Here is an 18119-nt window from a genome sequence, read left to right as displayed (position 1 = left end):
GTAGGAGTGAGCCTGCTCGCGATGGGGCCAGTCCAGGCACCGAAAATTATTTAGGCCCGAGAATCTTCGCCAACTTGTCCGGCGAAGGCGCGCCTTGTTGCTGTTGCAGCTCGCCCTTGTCATCCATGTAGAAAATCGCCGGCGTCGCCTGCAAATCCAGGTCTTCCATCAGTTGCATGTTCGCTGCCAGTTTGGTCTGCACGGCCGCCGGAATATCTTTCAGCGCTTTGAGCGAGCTGCCCTTGCCAGCCTTCTCGTGATCTTCCAGCGCCTTGGCCGGGTCTTTCGCCGCCAGCAACGCGGCCGATTTGCCCGGGCTGTCCTCGCGGATGATGCCGACCATGATGTGCCGCAGTTGCACCTTGCCGGCCTTGACCCATGGTCGAGCCTGTTCCCAGAACATGTTGCAGTACGGGCAGTTCGGATCGCTGAACAGGTACACCGTGCGCGGTGCATCCTTGTTGCCGTCCTGAATCCAGTTGCTCGCTTCGAACTTGGCCCAGACTTCCTTGGCCATTGGCGCGTAAACCAGTTTTTGCAGCGGCTCGCTGCTCAGATCCTTGCCGTCGGCGTCGTACAGATTACCCAGCAAAACGTGTTTGCCGTCCGGGGTCAGGTACAGCGCCATGCCACGGTTCTGATACTGCGCCGCATAACCGCGCAGACCATCGGGCGCATCGAACTGGCCGACGATTTTCGCGCCTTTGGCTTCGATCTGTTTGATCGCCGCAGGCAACTCTTCAGCAGCCTGCACCGACGGCAAGTGCAGCAGGGCGGTGCCCAGAGTCAGCGTCAGCAGGTGGCGGAGGCGGGGCATGGCAGTTTCCTTGCAGAGGTGGCCGGTGCAGTGGCCGGGATCGAATTCGGGGTTGGGGTGGCGAAGTTTTCCAGCGCACGCGCCAGGCTGGCGTTGGACAGCTCACCCAGGTGGCTGGTCAGCAGCCGACCATCAGGGCTATAGAACAGCGTAGTCGGCAATGCCATGGAACCGACGGCCTGACCCAACCGGCCGCTGCGGTCGAACAGCACGTTGTTGAGGCTCAGGCCCTGGGTTTCGAGAAACGTCGCCACGCTTTGCATGCTTTCGGCCTGGTTGACGAACAGGAAGGTCAGGTCCGGGCGTTGCATCTGAGCGTTTTCCAGCACCGGCATTTCGCGACGGCATGGCGGGCACCAGGTCGCCCACAGATTGATCACCAGTGGACCGCCCTGATAATCACGGAGCTGAATGGTTTCCCCGGCCGCATTGCGCAGGGAGATGTCCGGCAGACGGGTGCCTTGTTCGTAGAGGTTCAACGACAATGTCGCCAACAGCCAGAACGCCAGGCCGCTGGCCACGCCAAACCCCAACGGGCGACGCAGCCCTGGACGGCGCCAGCCGCGATACAGGGCGACCAGCAACAATACGATCACCCCCGGCCAGGCGAGGAACCCACCGTCGCGCAAATCGATGATTTGCCACGGGTCATTGCGATAGTGCGGCCAGTACAGCAGCACAAAAGCAATTCGCGCCGCGAGCATGCCCAGCAGAAACAGACTGAACAATGCTGACTCGGGGTTATCGCCGCCACGTTTGGCCACCCGCCAGCCGACAAAGGTCGCCAGCGCCAGGGCACTGATCAGCAGCAGGTGGTTAAGCGCGATGGCAAAGGTGCCGAGGGTGAAAGTCAGCATTAATTGGCATCTCGGGTGGCAGTCCAGTGTTGCAGGAACGTCTCGGCGTCGACTTCGCCGGTGATGCGCTGGCTGCGGCGCTCCAGACCATCAGCACCGATCCAGATGAACGTCGGCGGTCCCGGCACTTTGTAACGGCTGAGCAGTTCAGCGCTGGCGGCATTGTCGTCGGTGACATCAAGCCTGAGCAGGCGCACGTTACTCAGCGCCTGCATCACGTTGTCTTTGCCAAACACCTGCTTCTCCATGATCAGGCAAGACTTGCACCAGTCGGCGTAGTAATCGAGCAGCACCCACTGACCCTGAGCCTTGGCGGCATCGAGTTCGCGTTGCAGCGCCGCCGGCTCCTTGATCGTGGTGAACGCTTCATGACCCGAAGGCGCGGCGGTGCCAGCGCGGCCGGCACTGTAGACCTGCAACGGTTGATACGGATCATCGCTGCCGCCCGCCGCACCAATCACCAGCAAACTGCCCCACAGCCCGAGCAGCAGCGAACTGGCGCCGAACAACTGCGCAACGCGGCCAAAACCCTCGGACTGTTTCCAGGCGCAGAACGCGGCGATCAACAGCAGCGCACCGCACAGGCCCAGCCATAACGACGCATCCAGCACCGGGCGCAACATCACCAGCGCAGTGGCGAGGAAGAAGAATCCGAACACGCCTTTGAGCAGGTTCATCCACGCACCGGGTTTGGGCAGGAAGCCATTGCCAACGGTCACCAGCAACAGCAGCGGCACACCGATGCCGATGCCCAGCGAAAACAGAATCAAACCACCGTGCAGCGCGTTGCCGGTCTGCGCGATATACAGTAAGACACCCGCCAGTGGCGCGGTCATGCACGGGCCGACCAACAGACCGGACAATGCACCGAGCGCTCCGGCACCGATCACGCTGCCACCGCTGCGACTGCGCGAGGCGTGTTCCAGGCGATCGCGCAGGGCCACCGGCAATTGCAGTTCAAAGAAGCCAAACATCGGCAACGCCAACACCACGAAGATCGCGGCAAAGGTCCCCAGCAGCCATGGATTTTGCAACCATGCCTGCAGGTTCGCGCCGAGCAGCGCGGCAATCACGCCCATCGCCGCATACACCAGCGCCATGCAAATCACATAACTGCCGGCCAATACGAATCCGCGACGCGGAGTGGCACCGCTGCCGACCACCATACCGGCCAGAATCGGCAGCATCGGCAATGAGCACGGTGCAAAGGCCAGCAGCAAACCGAAACCGAAAAACGCCAGCAAGCTCCAGCCCAACGCGTGTTCTTGCAGGCTGCTGGCCAGGGCTTGATCCGGTGCCTGGTCGTTCGTTGTCGTTGTTACCGCTGTTGTCGCCGGTGTTGTCGTGGCTGGCGCTTTACCGCCCAGGTCGATCACCCGGGTTTGCGGCGGATAGCACAGGCCGGCATCGGCACAGCCCTGATAGCCGACCTTGATCTGCCCCGTGGCCGAGGCTGGAATTTTAATTTCCAGCCCTTGGCGATAGACCGGTTGCTCACCGAAAAACTCGTCGCTGTGGGATTCGCCTTCAGGCAGCGCGGGCTGTTGCTCTGCGCTCAGCCCTTCGAATTTCAGGCGTTTCTGATACAGGTAATAACCGTCGGTTATTTGCCAGAACAACTGGGTTTCACCGGACTCCAGACGTTCGGAGGTGAGCACGAATGCCTGGTCGACCGGCAGAAACTCCGGTTTGGTATCAAATGGATTGTTCCCGGCCTGGGCCAGGCTGGAAATCAGCAGAGCAAACAAAAGAAAAAAATGACGCATGGAGGAGCCTTGTCCCTGTGCAAGTGAGGTGCACAATGGGCGGCGGCGATTAACCGATGATTAACCGCCACGCCCTTGTCGCTGTGACGTTCGGGGCATAATGTCAGCTTAATCGGCCAACTGCCTAATCGGCTTTTTTCTACGGGACTTACCATGCACGTACTGGTTTGCGAAGACGATGAGCTGATCGCCAGCGGCATCGTTGCCGGTCTCACGGCTCAGGGTTTGACCGTTGAGCACGTCAACACTGCCTCGAAGGCGCGGGCGATGCTCAAGGTCGCTGAATTCGACGTGATGGTGCTCGATCTCGGCCTGCCCGACGAAGATGGCCTCAAGTTGCTGCAACAACTGCGTCAGAGTGGCCTGGAGATTCCAGTGCTGATTCTGACCGCGCGCGACTCGGTCACCGACCGCGTTGACGGCTTGCAGGCCGGGGCTGACGATTACCTGCTCAAGCCGTTTGATCTGCGCGAACTGTTCGCCCGCCTGCAAACCTTGTTGCGCCGCGTCGCCGGGCGCAGCGTCAATCTGATCGAGCATGGCGCGCTGACGTACGATCCGAGCAGCCGCGAAACCACCCTGGCCGGGCAACCGGTGGACTTGTCGCGCCGCGAGCAATCGCTGTTGCAGGCGCTGCTGCACAATCGTGGCCGGGTGCTGTCCACCGAGCAGTTGAAGGACAGCGTCTACGGCTTCAACGATGAACTGGAAAGCAACGCGCTGAACGTGCACATCCATCACCTGCGCAGCAAACTGGGCAAAGGCATCGTTGAAACCGTGCGCGGTCTGGGCTATCGCCTCGGCCCGGCCGACGGTGGAGATCAAGGCAAGTGATGAGCCTGCGACTGCGCTTGAGCCTGACCCTCGGCGCTGCGTTTGCGCTGATCTGGGCGCTGGCGGCGGCCTGGATGCTCAGTGACCTGCGCAATCAGATGATGTTTTCCCTCGACCAGCGTCTGGTGGCCTCGGCGCGCATGGTCGCCGGGCTGCTGGAACAGTTGCCGACACTGCCGAGCAAAGGCGAGGGCACGCATTTCAGTGCCGAACAACTGAATATCCCCGGCGGCATGGCCTGTCAGGTCAGTTCCTTGCGCGGGGAAATTCTCGCGCGCAGCCACAACAACCCCGAACAAGCCCTGGAAGCCGAGAAAATGGGCTTCCATGACCAGATGATCGACGGTGCACCGTGGCGCAGCTTCACCCTCGCCCGCGGCGATGTGCGCATTACTACGGCCGACCGGCAGATCGAGCGCGAGGCGCTGAACATGTCGATCCTGCTGGCGGCGTCGGTGCCGGTGGGCGTGGCGCTGCTCGGCTGCCTGTGCCTGTTGTGGCTGGGCATCGGCCAGGGGCTGGCGCCGCTCAACCGTCTGCGTGAGGCGCTGATGCGGCGCAATGCCGACTCGCTCGAGCCGTTGCAGATCCAGACCTTCCCCAGCGAATTGAAGCCGCTGCTGGAAACGCAAAATCAGTTGTTTCAACGCATCGGCAAGACCATCGAGCGTGAGCGCCGTCTGACCGGTGACGCGGCCCATGAACTGCGTAGCCCGCTGACGGCGATCAAGACCCACCTGCAAGTCGCGCGCATGACCGATGGCAGCGCCCGCGATCAGTCGCTGGCGCGGGCCGAGGAGGGCGCCGATCGCTTGCATCGCACCCTCGAACAGTTGTTGTTGCTGGCGCGGGTCGAGGGCAGCCTGTCGTTCGATGACGGTTCGCAGTGCAGCGCCGAGCAAGTGGCACGCCTGGCGATCCAGGACGCCACGGGGGGAGAGCGTTTGCGCATCAAACTGCAGCTGCCCACCGACCTGTCAGCTGCACCGCTGCAGATGCCGGCCGTGCTGTCGATTGCGGCGCTGCGCAACCTGCTCGACAACGCCTTGCGCCATACGCCCGAAGACTGTGCGGTTGAGTTGAGCCTGGAAACCATTGGCAACCGCGTGCGGTTTGTCGTGCGTGATCATGGCCCGGGCATTGCACCGGATGATCTGCAACACCTGACCCAACGCTTCTGGCGCAACGGCCAGAGCACCGGTTGCGGCCTTGGCTTGGCGATTGTCCAGGCGATCGTTCAGCGCTGCGACTGCGCCCTGCATTTCGACAGCCGCCCGGATGGCCTGCGTGTCGAGCTGACCATGCCATTGCAGCCTGTCTGATTCCAGCACAGCCTGTGTAGGAGCTGCCGAAGGCTGCGATCTTTTGATTTTGTTTTTCAGGATCAAGATCAAAAGATCGCAGCCTTCGGCAGCTCCTACAGGAAATCGCGCCAGGCACATCAAATGTAACTTCTCGATGTTCGCTATCCGGCTGAAGTGGGGGTAAGTTCGACGCAGCTTTGACTCAATGGATTGAGGGAATTGCGCCATGGAAGCACCCATCTGCATTCGTCCCGCCACACTGGCCGACGCCGGCATCATCAGCCGCATCATCGAACGATCGATACGCATCGGTTGCGCACTCGACCACCGCAACGATCCGACACGGGTCAGCACCTGGATCGCTCAGCAATCCGCCGACTTCATCAGCGCCCGCCTCGCCGACCCGCACTTCTATTTATGCATGGCTTTACTGGCGGACAAACCGGTCGGAGTCGGCATGGCACAGGCCAGTGGTGACATTTCCCTGTGTTACGTGCAGCCGGAATCCTTTCGCCGGGGCGTCGGGCGGGCGCTGATGCTCGATCTGGAGGGCTGGTTGCGGGTTCGCGACGTTGCTCAAGCGGCCCTCAACAGCACGCGCACCGGCCGTGCTTTTTATTGCCGTCTGGGCTATCGCGAGTCAGCGCCGCTCGTTGAATACCAAGGCGTGCAGACCCTGCCCATGCACAAGTCGTTGGCAGCGCCGGCCTGACAACACGATCACGGGCTAAATCCTCGAGCCCCTTAAGCGTTTCCAGAACAGGAAAACCTGCAAGTGCGCCCCGTGATCGGAATGCGCACCTGTCCGGTGTGCTGTTTTGGTCACTATCCATAGCCAATTGAGGGGTCGAGAGATGTCAGTCGCCACCAGCCTTATCGAAGAGTCGTCGGCCCGGGTTACCTCGGCGCCGGCCGAAACGCTCTACCAGTTCAACGAATCGCCATTGCTGGCTCGTCAGGCCCGGCAGGAGTCCAACGCGCGCAGCTATCCACGACGCATTCCATTGGCACTGAAGCGCGCCAAAGGCCTGTATGTCGAAGACGTTGAAGGGCGCACGTTCATCGACTGCCTCGCCGGGGCCGGCACGCTGGCGCTGGGGCATAACCACCCGGTGGTGATCGAAGCGATCCAGCAGGTATTGGCCGATGAATTGCCATTGCATACCCTCGACCTGACCACACCGGTCAAGGATCAGTTCGTCCAGGACCTGTTCGGCCTGCTGCCGCCCGCCCTGGCAGCGCAAGCGAAAATCCAGTTCTGCGGCCCGACCGGCACCGATGCCGTGGAAGCGGCATTGAAGCTGGTACGCACGGCGACCGGGCGCAGCACCGTGCTGTCGTTCTCCGGTGGTTATCACGGGATGAGCCAGGGCGCGCTGAGCCTGATGGGCAGCCTGGGGCCGAAAAAGCCGCTGGGTGCGTTGCTCAGCCATGGCGTGCAGTTCATGCCGTTCCCGTATGACTACCGTTGCCCGTTCGGCCTCGGTGGCGCGGCGGGTGTGAAGGCCAACCTGAGCTATCTGGAAAACTTGCTCAACGACCCGGAAGCCGGCGTGCAACTGCCCGCAGCGGTGATCGTCGAAGCGGTGCAGGGCGAGGGCGGTGTGATTCCGGCGGACATCGAGTGGTTGCGCGGCTTGCGCCGGATCACCGAAAAGGCCGGTGTGGCGCTGATCGTCGACGAGATCCAGAGCGGTTTCGCCCGCACCGGCAAGATGTTTGCCTTCGAACACGCCGGTATCACCCCGGATGTGGTGGTGTTGTCCAAAGCCATCGGCGGCAGCCTGCCGTTGGCCGTGGTGGTCTATCGAGATTGGCTCGACACCTGGCAGCCGGGCGCGCACGCCGGCACCTTCCGTGGCAATCAGATGGCCATGGCGGCAGGTTCTGCGGTGATGCGTTATCTGGTTGAGCACAAGGTCTGCGAACACGCTGCTGCCATGGGCGAGCGCCTCAGCGAGCACCTGCACATCCTGCAACGCGACTTCCCGCAACTGGGCGACATTCGTGGTCGCGGCCTGATGCTCGGGGTCGAGTTGGTCGAGCCGAACGGCACGCCGGATGCGCTTGGTCATCCGCCGGCGTTTGCGCGACTGGCGCCGCTGGTCCAGCGTGAATGCCTCAAGCGCGGGCTGATTCTGGAGTTGGGTGGTCGGCATGGCGCGGTGGTGCGTTTCCTGCCGCCGCTGGTGATCACTGCCACCGAAATCGACCGTGTCGCGGAAATCTTTGGCCGTGCTTTGGCCGCTGCCACCGCTACGCTGTAATTTTTTCGCCGCGCCGAACGTTCTTTCTACATACCCGGCTGCACTCAGCGTGCAGCCCACCCTTATAACGATGGAGAACCAGCATGACGTCAGTATTCGACCGCGAGGACATCCTCTTTCAGGTCGTGGTCAACCACGAAGAGCAATACTCGATCTGGCCGGACTACAAAGCCGTGCCGCAAGGCTGGCGCACCGTGGGCAAGAGCGGCCTGAAAAAGGAATGCCTGGCCTATATCGAAGAAGTCTGGACCGACATGCGTCCGCTGAGTCTGCGCCAGAAGATGGAAGGGCAGGCCGCCGCGCAATAAGCGGCCGGGCAAAAAGAAACCCGCTGGACTGGAAACAGTCAGCGGGTTTTTTCATTCCTTGGGTTTGTGTTGGCCGGGCTGGCCTCATCGCGAGCAGGCTCACACCTACATTTGGAATGCGCTCGCCCTGTAGGAGTGAGCCTGCTCGCGATGAACGATAATGCGGTTCCGGCTGAAACTAAGCCCCGCTCAAGCCCTTGAGCAGCAAATCAACATTGCCTTCCAGCTCCGCCACCGGATCTACCGCATCGGTACTCAACACCACCAGATGACTGCCTGACTCGGCAATTGCCGCTTTCAGCGGCTCCGATGGCTGACGATGATGCAGCACCACCGCCACATCATTGTCCTTGAGCGTCGCCGTCAGTTTTTTCAGATCCTCCGGCGTCCATTCCGCATCAGGGCGTGGATCCTGGCCAACCAGCTCCAGATTCAGACTACCGATCAGATAACCAAAGTGATCGCTCAAACTCATTACGCTCAGATTGTCGGCACTGGCCAACCGCGCCTCGCTGTCGGCGCTGAGTTTCAACAAGCGCTGCTTCAGCGTCGCCAGGTTCGCCTCGATCACGGGTTTGGCGCCCGGTGCCAGGCGCACCAGATCCGCCGCCATCACGTCCGCCATGCGCCCCATGTTGTTGCTCGCCAGCCAAGGTTGACTGTTCAAGCCATCAACCTTCAGATCCGGTTGCACGGCAATGCCCGGCAGGGCGGCGTCGACCGGGCGCGCCGCGTCGACTTCAACGATGCGAATATTGCTGCGACGGGCGATCGGGTACAGCGGATCATCGGCCCACAGCGAGCGCACGCCAATCACCGCATCGGCGCTCGTCGCCAACTTGCTCAGCGCCGGTGCACCGCGCCCGGTGAAGTATGCGTTCTGCCGGCTGCCCGGCAAGTTCGCCGGTGCCGCGCGTTCAAGCTGGACGTCAGTGCCTTTGAGCAGCACTTCGCCCAAGCCATAGGTGATCGGCAACGAGGCCAGCACTCGCAGCGGTTTAGTGTTATCGGCGGCCATCAACGGCGTGCAGATCACGCCGCACAGAGTCATGGCCAAGGTCAGTTTGCGCAGTGAAAAAGTCATTTATCCAAGATTCCCTTTCAGACTCGGGACAACCCCGCGCGCAATGGCGGCGAGGGCGAAGGCAATGCCAGCGACCAGAATGATCGCGGCGCCGGATGGAATCGGCAGGTCAAACACGATTGGCGCAAGGATTCCGCACAGTGTGCTGACCGTGGCGATCAACACCGAGCACCAGAAGAAACCCTTGAGCGACTGGCTGAGCAAACGTGCCGCCGCCGCTGGAATCACCAGCAGCGCGCCGACCAGAATCGCGCCGATGACTTTCACCGCTGCGACGGTGATCAGCGTCACCAGAATCACGAACAGATAATCCAGAGTCTTCACCGCCACCCCGCGCACTGCCGCCAGTTGCGGGTTGAAACTGGCGAGCATGATGCGGTTGTACAGCGGCAAGGCCAGGGCCATGACCAACGAACCGACGATGGCCAATACCGCCAGATCGTTGCCGTTAACCGTGAGTACCGAGCCGAACAGCACGTTCTCGAGAATGTGCACGTTGATCTTGCCCGCGAGAATCAGTAGCAGACTCGCGCCCAGTGCCAGTGACACCGAGAGGAATACGCCGATCAAAGTGTCCGGTGCCAGACCGGTACGGTTGCGCAGGTAATTGAGCAGGATGCCGAACAGCAGGCAGTAGCCGAACAGGCTGCCGTACGGCCCGGTGTAAGGTTCGCCGAGCAGAATGCCGATGGCCACACCGGTGAGCGCCGCATGGCCCACCGCTTCGGAGAAGAACGCGAAGCGCTTGACCACCACCAGCGTGCCGAGGCCGCCGAGCACCGGGCCGATCAGCAAGCCGGCAAGCAACGCATTGACCACAAAGCCGTAGGCCAGCGCTTCCGGCAGATACCCGGACGAGGCCCAGCCTTGCACCATCAAACGAAAGGCTTCGTAACTCATCAGGCAGCGCTCCGTGGATGGGTCGAGAACAAGGTCAGCAGACGTTCCGGGGTCAGCGCCTCTTGTGGTGAGGCATCGAACAGCACGCGGCGGTTCAGACCAGTGACACGGCTGGCCAGACGCCCGACCGCTTCCAGATCGTGCTCGATCCACAGCACGGTGATGCCCGCTGCACGCCAATCGCCGAGCAGACGTTCGAACACTTGAATCCCGGCTTCATCAAGGGCCGACATCGGTTCATCCAGCACCAGCAATTGCGGCGCCGGGATCAGCCCTTGGGCGAGCAGCACCCGCTGCCGCTCACCGCCAGACAGCGCGCCCATGCGGCGCTTGCGTTTGTCCTGCATGCCGACGCGTTCCAGCGCTTCACCAATGGCGCCGGCGTAGCGCTTGCTCAAACCGAGAAACGCCGGACGGCGCTGGCACATGGCAGCCATGAAATCGTCAACGGTCATCGGCAGACCGCGATCGAATTCCAGCGCCTGCGGTACATAACCGATGGTGCCGGGTTCGCCGGGCCATTGCAGGCTGAGCTGGCCCTGATGGGGCATTTGTCCGAGCAGGGTCTTGATCAGCGAACTCTTGCCGCCACCGTTGGGGCCGACCAGGGCGTGCACGCTGCCGGGTTGCACCTGGAAGGTGACGTTGTCCAAAATCGTCGTGCGCCCCAGCGTCAGACAAACCTCCGCAAAATCCAGCGTCGGCCCCAATCCCTGTAGGAGTGAGCCTGCTCGCGATAGCGGTGTGTCATTCAACAATGATGCCGGCTGATCCGGCGCCTTCGCGAGCAAGCTCGCTCCCACAGGGTGCTCGGTGTCCTGGAGGTTGAGGGTTTCTCTGGAAGTCATGCGCCAGACTCCTGAATCGCCCGCACCACGGTGTTGAGGTTGCCGGTCATTTCCTTTTCGTACTTGTCGGCGGTGTATTCGCCGTAGGAAATGTGCGACAGCGGATACAGCTTGACGCCGGACTCACGCTGGATGGTGTCGACGTAGGTGGACGGGAAATCCATCTCCGAGAAGATCACTTTCACGTCCAGTTCTCGCAACTGGTCGATGGTCTTCTTCAACTGGCTTGGGCTCGGCTCGATACCGTGGGCCGGCTCGACCACGGCGGTCACTTCCAGGCCGAACTCACGCAGCAGATAGTCGTAAGCCGCGTGCACCGTGGCTACGCGCAGTTCGGCGTTCGGCGCTTGGGTCAGCTTGGCCAGGGCGTCGGCGCGCATCTGCCGCAGGCGTTTGCCGTAGGCGCGGGCGTTCTGGGTGTAGGTCTTGGCGTTGTCTGGATCGAGTTTGCCCAGTTCGCGGGCAATGTTGTTGACCTGGGCAATGGAAGCGCTGATCGACAGGAACGTGTGCGGGTTCACCACTTTGCCGGCGCCGCGTGCGGCAACCCCGGTGGCGGCCAGCAACGGCACGTTCTCGTTGGCTTCGATGGTTTTGATGTTCGGCGTTTCGCTGGCAGCGATCATGCGGTCGGCGAAGTCGTCATGGCCAACGCCGTTGAGCACGATCACATCCAGCCCGCTGATGCGTTTGATGTCTTCGGCCCGTGGCTCGTAGGCATGCGGGTTGAAACCGGCCGGGATCAGCGGCACCACCTCGGCCTTGTCGCCGACGATATTGGCCACATAGCTGTAGTAAGGGTGCAGGGTGATGCCGATGCGCAGGCGTTTGGCCTGATCGGCACTGGCCAACGGGCTCAGCAGGCAGGCACACAGGCCCAATAAAAAGAGGCGTAACAATGGACGGCGTGGCGATGAAATAGACATGGGCAAGCGGTCTTCTCTCGGAGGAGGGCGAGGAATCAATGGCGATGTTCGCGGGTAACCCCGGCATCGTATTGCGCGACGATCTGTTTCCAGCCGGCAGCGGACAGCGCCGCCGCAGTGAGTGGCGCCGGGGCCTGAGCGGCAGCATCGCGGCTGAGCCAGATGTCCGGCGCAGCCTTGTCGTCGGCGCTGAGCAGCATCACAAACGAACCGGCGACGGCCGGATTCTGGCTTTGGCCGAAATACGCGGCGTCCGCCAGCAATTGCCAGGCATGACCACCGCGGCTGACCGAACTCGCATCCTGGGCAAATGGCGCAAACCCTTCGTCGGCCAGATTCTGCGGCGTCGGCAGGGCTTGTTGTTCCTCGCGCAGCAAGCGGATTTCATCGAGGGTCACCCGCAGGTCGGCATAGATGCCTTGCTCGGCAGCACTGAGGTCGCGGCGTGCGTCGAGCTGGTGAGTCGCCACTGGCTCGGGCTCATGGGAAACCCCACGCCACGCGACCACGGAACCGGCGACCGCGAGGATCAACAGACACAACAGCAGCACATTGAGGGTTTCATGACCGGCACCGGCCGGGCGCACGATTTGGGTGGTGGGCGTACTCATGGGGCTTCGATATCCGCTTGGTCGATTTCCACCACGTGGCCCGGGCCCGCGTCGAACAGCACGTAAAATTCGCTGCCGGGTTTCTTGAACGTCAGTGTGGAATCGGCGCCGAGCTTGCCCGGCACCAGAATGGTTTCGTCGTAACCGATCACATCGAGGGTCACCCCCGGCGCACCGCTGCCGTCGGAGAATCCGCCGGTGCATTTGATCTGTTCGGCGTCGATGGCGGTGCATTCGCACATCGGATTGTGGGCCAGCGCACTGGCGCTGAAACCGGCGCACAGCACCAGCAACGCGGCCTTCAAGCGCAGGCGGGAAGAGCGTTGGGAACACGTCATGGTTTGACTCCTTGTTTGTTCAGCCAGGCGAAGGTGGCGGGGGAGGCCTGACTCAGGGGAATCGAAGCCTGATGCATGCTGCCGTCCCAGCCTTCCATGGTGATCCACAGTTCGGCATCGGGTCTGGTCTTCTCCGGGATCGGCATCTGCGTGCCCATGCGGTAAGGCGTGCCGAAGAAAATCGTACCGGCGGCGCGCAGGCTGCGTGGCTTGCCGATGCGCAGGTAGGTGGCCTTGACCTGCTCGACACAGGCATCGCACAGGGCCGCGCTGAAGTCTTTCATGTAGCCGGCCGGGCCAGTGAGCACCGGCGCTTCGTTGCGCAGTTCGGCCAGGCGCAGGCTCCACGGGCCGACCTGGATATTGCCGATTTCATGTTGGCCCAGGCCGCTGTCACCGCGAAACAGCGAGGCGTCGGCGAAGTATTTGGGCATGAACCCCAGCGGGATCAACAGCAGCAGGACATTGATGTGGAAGCGCCATGTGTGCCAGAAACGCGCGAGTCGAGAAGGCTGTGCCTTGGTGATGGATTTGCTCACAGGCTGGCCTCCGAGGTTTCACGGCTCATCGCCGGTTGTGCCTTGAGGCGGTGTTTCTTGTCTTCGCGCTTCAACGCGTTGGCGGTGGCCAGCGCAGTGCGTTTGGTCCAGATCAACAAGCCGCTGAGGATCATCATGCTCAGGATCAAACCGAAGAAGAACCAGATCAGCTTGATCCAGATGCCGCCGAAATCGCCGGTGTGCAGTGGCCGCATGGACTCGGTGACGAACTCCAGCGACGAACGATCGGACAGAAGCCGTGAAGCGGCGATGTCGCCGTTGTATGGATTGAGCGTGGCGGTCTGGAACATCAATGGATACCAGCCGCGCCCACCGACGCTCATGTGGCTGTAGGCATTGCCCGGCAGGCTGACGAAGCTGGCTTCCAGCCCAGGAATCTTCTCTTGCGCGAGCTCGACGGCACGGTCCAGGCTGATCCGTGGCGGCGGTGTGCCGGCGGCAGAGATCGGCACGCTCTCGCGGGACATGGCCGGAATGATCGGCTCGCTGGAAATGGCGATCTGGTTGTCGAACAGAATCGCCCGAATCAGAAACCAGATCCCGGTGATGGAAATCACCGCAATGAACCAGATCGACCAGATACCGCACAAGCGGTGGAAGTCACCCCAGAAGATCCGCGCGCCGTGACGCACGCGCAGGGTCGGACGCAGAAAACCTTTCCAGAAGCGTTTGTAGACCACTAGACCTGTGATCAGCGACACCAGCATCGGCACGCCGAGGAACGACACCAGATACCAGCCCCAACTGAAACCGTTGGTGAACGGCACCAGCCACCAGCCATGCAGGGCGCGGGTGAAGGCCTTGAAATCGAACGTCGGGGCAGGGCCCTGAATCACCCCGGTGTAAGGATTGACGTAGACCGTCTGCGAACGACCGTCCGGATAGCTGACCGCAACGTCGAGGGCGAAGTGGGATTCGTCGGGACGACTGATGCTTTCAACGAGGGTCTGCGGTTCGGCTGTTTTGATCGCTGCCATGATCTGGTCATAGCTGAGCAGCGGCGCATCGTCCGCAGGCTGGCTGGCGCGCATCTGCGGGTTGGCCAGCCAGACGATTTCCTGGCTGACCACCGCCAGCGTGCCGGTGACACAGACGATCAGGACAAAGAACCAGATCGGTAACGCCAGCCAGCTATGAACGAGGAACCACAGTTTGGAGCGGGATTTCTTCGACATGATTGCGCGTCTTGATAGCGGTGAAAGGGCGCGTGGCCACGGGCTTCGCAGCACGGCAGACCCCGAAAGACCGAACGTGGCTTTTGCCTACGCGAACGGCCTGCATCTCTATAGGACGAATGAGCGGGACAAATCCCGAAAGGTGATATGAAAGCAAATGTTTCCCAATTCCCCGATCACTACGGTTGCCCCTGTAGGCGTGAGCCTGCTCGCGATGGCACAGGCTCAGCCGGCGTCATCATTGACTGGATCACCGCAATCGCGAGCAGGCTCACTCCTACAAGGGTTTACCGCGTGCATGGGATCAAACACGATTCATGGATGACGCCATCACTGTCTGCCAATTGATGGCCGACCCGCGCTCCCTATGATGGGAATCACCTGATTTCCCTGAGTGAGCGCCTTGATGACCGCCAGAACCCTCTATGACAAACACATCGATTCGCACACGGTGTGCCGCCTCGACGATCAGGGGCATGTCCTGTTGTATATCGATCGTCAGGTGATCAACGAATACACCAGCCCGCAGGCTTTCAGCGGTTTGCGCGCGGCCGGGCGCGATGTCTGGCGGCCGGGCACGGCGCTGGCGGTGGTCGATCACGTCAACCCGACCACGCCTGTGCGCATCGCAGCAATGCCCGACGCCGGCGGCGCGCGCCAAGTGTCGTATCTGGCGGAGAACTGCCGGGACTTCGGCATCGAGTTGCTGGACATCCTCGACAAGCGTCAGGGCATCGAACACGTTATCGCCCCCGAGCAGGGCTTTATTCTGCCCGGTATGGTCATTGCCGCTGGCGACAGCCACACCACCACCTATGGCGCACTCGGTGCTTTCGGTTTCGGCATCGGCACCTCCGAGATCGAACACCTGCTGGCTTCGCAGACGCTGGTCTACAAACGCTTGAAAAGCTTGCGCGTGACGGTTGACGGCGGGTTGGCGCCGGGTTTGACCTCGAAAGACGTGATCATGGCGCTGATCGGCCGGATCGGCGCGTCCGGGGCCAGCGGTTACGCGATCGAATTCTGCGGCTCGACCATTGATGCCCTCAGCGTTGAAGCACGCATGACCATTTGCAACATGGCTGTCGAGGCGGGTGCGCGCGGCGCATTCATGGCCCCGGATGACAAAGTCTTCGCCTATCTCAAGGACAAGCCGCGTGCGCCGCAAGGTGAGCTTTGGCAACGGGGCGTGGAGAAGTGGCGCGAACTGCGCAGTGATCCCGGTGCGCGGTTTGACCGCGAGATTCACCTCGACGCCAGCGTCCTGGAACCGATGGTCACCTGGGGCACCAGCCCCGATCAGGCCGCTGCAATCGGTGCGCGGGTGCCGGATCCGCAAGCGATCAGCGATCCGGTCCTGCGTCAGGACATGCGCCGCGCCCTCAGTTACATGGGCCTCGAAGCGGGCATGGCGCTCAGCGACATTGTTATCAGCCACGCCTTTATCGGCTCGTGCACCAACGCGCGGATAGAAGACCTGCGCGATGCCGCCAGCGTCGTGCGCGGTCAGCAAGTGGCCGGGCATGTGCGGGCGATGATCGTCCCCGGCTCCAGCGAAGTTCGCGCTCAGGCCGAGGCCGAAGGGTTGGCGCAGATCTTTATCGATGCCGGGTTCGAGTGGCGTCAGTCCGGCTGCTCGATGTGCCTGGCGATGAACGACGACGTACTTGCGCCCGGCGACCGCTGCGCGTCGAGTACCAACCGCAATTTCGAAGGCCGTCAGGGCGCCGGTGCGCGCACTCATTTGATGAGCCCGGCCATGGTCGCCGCCGCTGCGATCTGCGGTCGACTCACCGATATCCGCCAATTTGGAGAACGCCCATGAGCCTGCAACCCTTCACCCACGTCAGCGGTCGGGCCGCACCTTTACTGGCGGCCAACGTCGACACGGACGTGATCATGCCCAAGCAATTCCTCAAAGGCATTGATCGCCAAGGACTCGATCGCGGTCTGTTTTTCGATCTGCGGTTTCTACGCGATGGCAGCCCCGATCCCGATTTTGTGTTGAACAAGCCGACATGGCAGGGCGCGAGTTTTCTAGTAGTCGGAGCGAATTTTGGCTGCGGTTCCAGCCGTGAACACGCGGTGTGGGGGTTACAGCAGATGGGCATCCGCGCATTGATCGGCAGCAGTTTTGCCGGGATCTTCTACGACAATTGCCAGCGTAACGGGGTGTTGTTGATCACGTTGGAGGAGGCGCAGGTGCAACGCATCGGACAACTTGTCAGTGAGCCTGAAACGGCGCGGATCGGTATTGATCTGGAGGCACAGCAGATCAGTCTGGCGGATGGCACGGTGATCGAGTTCCAGATTGATACTCTGCGCAAGACTGCATTGCTGCTCGGCCTGGATGCCATCGGCAGCACCCTGCAACGGCGCGAACAGATCAAGGCCTTCGAACGCGAGCATCTGGCCAACAACCCTTGGCTGTCCTGACCCACCACTGATCCCCTTGTAGGAGTGAGCCTGCTCGCGATAGCGGTGGATCAGTCAAAGTTGCTGTGTCTGACACACCGCTATCGCGAGCAGGCTCATTCCTACAGGGGGGGTGGGTTACAGCGACAATCCTTTGAAATGCGCCTGCAAAAACTCCACACACGCGCGCAGTTTCCCCGAGTGTGCCAGCCGCGTCGGGTACACCGCCCAGACGTTGGCGCTCTGGCTGTAATCGTCGAGCAGCTGCACCAAGCGTCCTTGCTCCAGCAACGGTTTCACATCCCACAACGACCGCAACAAAACCCCACGCCCGTCCAGCGCCCACTGCAAAACAATCTCGCCGTTGTTTGATGACAATGGCCCGCTGACCCGCACGCTCTCTTGCCTGCCGTCGCGATCCAGATTCCAGATCCCAAAGGCGTTGTCGCGCTCCTTGATCACCAGGCAATCGTGCTGTTGCAACTCGTCCAGCGTCTGCGGCGTACCGCGCCGTTGCAGATAACCGGGAGCGGCGCACAGCACCCGCCGGTTACTGACCAGACGCCGTCCGATGTGCTGGCCGGGAATGTCATCACCGACGCGGATCTCCAGATCGAAGCCTTCGTTGATGATGTCCACCACCCGGTCAAACAGGTCGAGGCGAATCTCCAGTTCTGGATAACGTTCGGCCAGCAACGACACCGCCGGCGCGACGTGATTGCGACCGAAACCGAAACTGCTGCAAATGTGCAAACGCCCACGTGGGCTGCCGTGGGCGTCGGACAGTTCGTCGTGCAGTTGCTGGAAATCATCGAGAATGCGCAACGCCCAGCGCTGTACGCGCTCACCGTCCTCGGTCAGCGAGACGCGGCGACTGGTGCGGTGCAGCAGGCGCGTGCCGAGGGTGGTTTCAAGAATCTGGATGCGTTTGCTGACGTAGGCCGGTGACAGGCCCAACTCATCCGCTGCAGCGGCAAAGCCGTTCTTGCGGATTACGGTGAGCAGTACGCGCAGGTCTTCGGGCAGGGGCACGCTGTCTTTCTTCTGGGGCATGTCAAAAACGAACACTGGCGGCAGAAGCCGCCAGCATAGCACCGAGATCCGGCGGC

Annotated in this window: 19 protein-coding genes; 7 read left to right on the top strand and 12 right to left on the bottom strand. The window is 61.7% G+C overall.

Annotated elements, in window-relative coordinates; genetic code table 11:
• Positions 1-46: 46 nt before the first annotated feature.
• Genes dsbG through dsbD form a run of 3 tightly spaced genes read right to left on the bottom strand, consistent with a single transcriptional unit; the run spans position 47 to position 3440 of the window.
• A complete protein-coding gene (gene dsbG, locus H8F23_RS07920) occupies positions 47-817 on the bottom strand; it encodes a thiol:disulfide interchange protein DsbG (protein ID WP_034155195.1) in 771 nt (256 codons plus the stop codon).
• The gene (locus tag H8F23_RS07915) at positions 793-1674 is read right to left on the bottom strand and encodes a TlpA family protein disulfide reductase (RefSeq protein ID WP_194933968.1); all 882 of its coding nucleotides are present in this window, start codon (positions 1672-1674) and stop codon (positions 793-795) included. The genes dsbG and H8F23_RS07915 overlap by 25 nt, the downstream gene beginning before the upstream one ends.
• The gene (gene dsbD, locus H8F23_RS07910) at positions 1674-3440 is read right to left on the bottom strand and encodes a protein-disulfide reductase DsbD (RefSeq protein WP_194933967.1); all 1767 of its coding nucleotides are present in this window, start codon (positions 3438-3440) and stop codon (positions 1674-1676) included. The genes H8F23_RS07915 and dsbD overlap by 1 nt, the downstream gene beginning before the upstream one ends.
• Before the next feature lie 153 nt (positions 3441-3593).
• Between dsbD and H8F23_RS07905 the strand changes: the two genes are divergently transcribed.
• The 5 genes from H8F23_RS07905 to H8F23_RS07885 all read left to right on the top strand — a co-directional run bounded on the left by H8F23_RS07905 (position 3594) and on the right by H8F23_RS07885 (position 8153).
• Positions 3594-4274, top strand: a complete 681-nt coding sequence (locus tag H8F23_RS07905) for a response regulator (RefSeq protein WP_007908710.1) — start codon at positions 3594-3596, stop codon at positions 4272-4274.
• On the top strand, positions 4274-5596 hold the full coding sequence (locus H8F23_RS07900) for an ATP-binding protein (protein ID WP_034155190.1): 1323 nt from the start codon (positions 4274-4276) through the stop codon (positions 5594-5596). The genes H8F23_RS07905 and H8F23_RS07900 overlap by 1 nt, the downstream gene beginning before the upstream one ends.
• Positions 5597-5804: 208 nt before the next feature.
• The gene (locus H8F23_RS07895; protein ID WP_194933966.1) at positions 5805-6290 is read left to right on the top strand and encodes a GNAT family N-acetyltransferase; all 486 of its coding nucleotides are present in this window, start codon (positions 5805-5807) and stop codon (positions 6288-6290) included.
• A gap of 142 nt (positions 6291-6432) precedes the next feature.
• Positions 6433-7845 carry an aspartate aminotransferase family protein gene (locus H8F23_RS07890; protein ID WP_194933965.1) on the top strand — a complete coding sequence of 471 codons (1413 nt, stop codon included), beginning with the start codon at positions 6433-6435 and terminating at the stop codon, positions 7843-7845.
• Positions 7846-7928: 83 nt separating this feature from the next.
• Complete coding sequence (locus tag H8F23_RS07885) at positions 7929-8153, top strand: MbtH family protein (protein ID WP_016985437.1); 225 nt, start codon at positions 7929-7931, stop codon at positions 8151-8153.
• 178 nt (positions 8154-8331) lie between these two features.
• Here the strand turns inward: H8F23_RS07885 and H8F23_RS07880 are convergent, their stop codons facing one another.
• Genes H8F23_RS07880 through H8F23_RS07845 form a run of 8 tightly spaced genes read right to left on the bottom strand, consistent with a single transcriptional unit; the run spans position 8332 to position 14595 of the window.
• A complete protein-coding gene (locus H8F23_RS07880; RefSeq protein ID WP_194933964.1) occupies positions 8332-9237 on the bottom strand; it encodes a metal ABC transporter substrate-binding protein in 906 nt (301 codons plus the stop codon).
• Entirely contained in the window at positions 9238-10137 is a 900-nt protein-coding gene (locus tag H8F23_RS07875) for a metal ABC transporter permease (protein ID WP_007917717.1), read from the bottom strand.
• Positions 10137-10985 (bottom strand): metal ABC transporter ATP-binding protein, encoded by an 849-nt coding sequence (locus tag H8F23_RS07870; protein ID WP_228759153.1) that lies wholly within the window; start codon positions 10983-10985, stop codon positions 10137-10139. Before H8F23_RS07870 ends, H8F23_RS07875 begins: the two co-directional genes overlap by 1 nt.
• Positions 10982-11911, bottom strand: coding sequence for a metal ABC transporter substrate-binding protein (locus tag H8F23_RS07865; protein ID WP_093435032.1), 930 nt, complete (start codon positions 11909-11911; stop codon positions 10982-10984). Before H8F23_RS07865 ends, H8F23_RS07870 begins: the two co-directional genes overlap by 4 nt.
• 35 nt (positions 11912-11946) lie before the next feature.
• Positions 11947-12522 carry a DUF6162 family protein gene (locus tag H8F23_RS07860; RefSeq protein WP_194933963.1) on the bottom strand — a complete coding sequence of 192 codons (576 nt, stop codon included), beginning with the start codon at positions 12520-12522 and terminating at the stop codon, positions 11947-11949.
• Complete coding sequence (locus H8F23_RS07855) at positions 12519-12860, bottom strand: hypothetical protein (RefSeq protein ID WP_093435028.1); 342 nt, start codon at positions 12858-12860, stop codon at positions 12519-12521. Before H8F23_RS07855 ends, H8F23_RS07860 begins: the two co-directional genes overlap by 4 nt.
• The gene (locus H8F23_RS07850; RefSeq protein ID WP_194933962.1) at positions 12857-13399 is read right to left on the bottom strand and encodes a thiamine pyrophosphate-binding protein; all 543 of its coding nucleotides are present in this window, start codon (positions 13397-13399) and stop codon (positions 12857-12859) included. The genes H8F23_RS07855 and H8F23_RS07850 overlap by 4 nt, the downstream gene beginning before the upstream one ends.
• On the bottom strand, positions 13396-14595 hold the full coding sequence (locus H8F23_RS07845) for a PepSY-associated TM helix domain-containing protein (RefSeq protein ID WP_093435024.1): 1200 nt from the start codon (positions 14593-14595) through the stop codon (positions 13396-13398). The genes H8F23_RS07850 and H8F23_RS07845 overlap by 4 nt, the downstream gene beginning before the upstream one ends.
• A 406-nt stretch (positions 14596-15001) precedes the next feature.
• On the opposite strand from H8F23_RS07845, the gene leuC reads away from it, so the two are divergent.
• Together leuC and leuD are read left to right on the top strand one after the other, a co-directional pair.
• A complete protein-coding gene (leuC, locus tag H8F23_RS07840) occupies positions 15002-16420 on the top strand; it encodes a 3-isopropylmalate dehydratase large subunit (protein WP_194933961.1) in 1419 nt (472 codons plus the stop codon).
• Positions 16417-17031, top strand: coding sequence for a 3-isopropylmalate dehydratase small subunit (gene leuD, locus H8F23_RS07835; RefSeq protein WP_194933960.1), 615 nt, complete (start codon positions 16417-16419; stop codon positions 17029-17031). Before leuC ends, leuD begins: the two co-directional genes overlap by 4 nt.
• 117 nt (positions 17032-17148) lie before the next feature.
• Here leuD and H8F23_RS07830 read toward each other — a convergent pair whose 3' ends face one another.
• Positions 17149-18063 (bottom strand): LysR substrate-binding domain-containing protein, encoded by a 915-nt coding sequence (locus tag H8F23_RS07830; RefSeq protein ID WP_194933959.1) that lies wholly within the window; start codon positions 18061-18063, stop codon positions 17149-17151.
• Positions 18064-18119: the final 56 nt, after the last annotated feature.

This window comes from Pseudomonas neuropathica, assembly GCF_015461835.1.
Classification (GTDB): Bacteria; Pseudomonadota; Gammaproteobacteria; order Pseudomonadales; family Pseudomonadaceae; genus Aquipseudomonas; species Aquipseudomonas neuropathica.
This window is presented reverse-complemented; position numbering and strand designations above follow the sequence as displayed.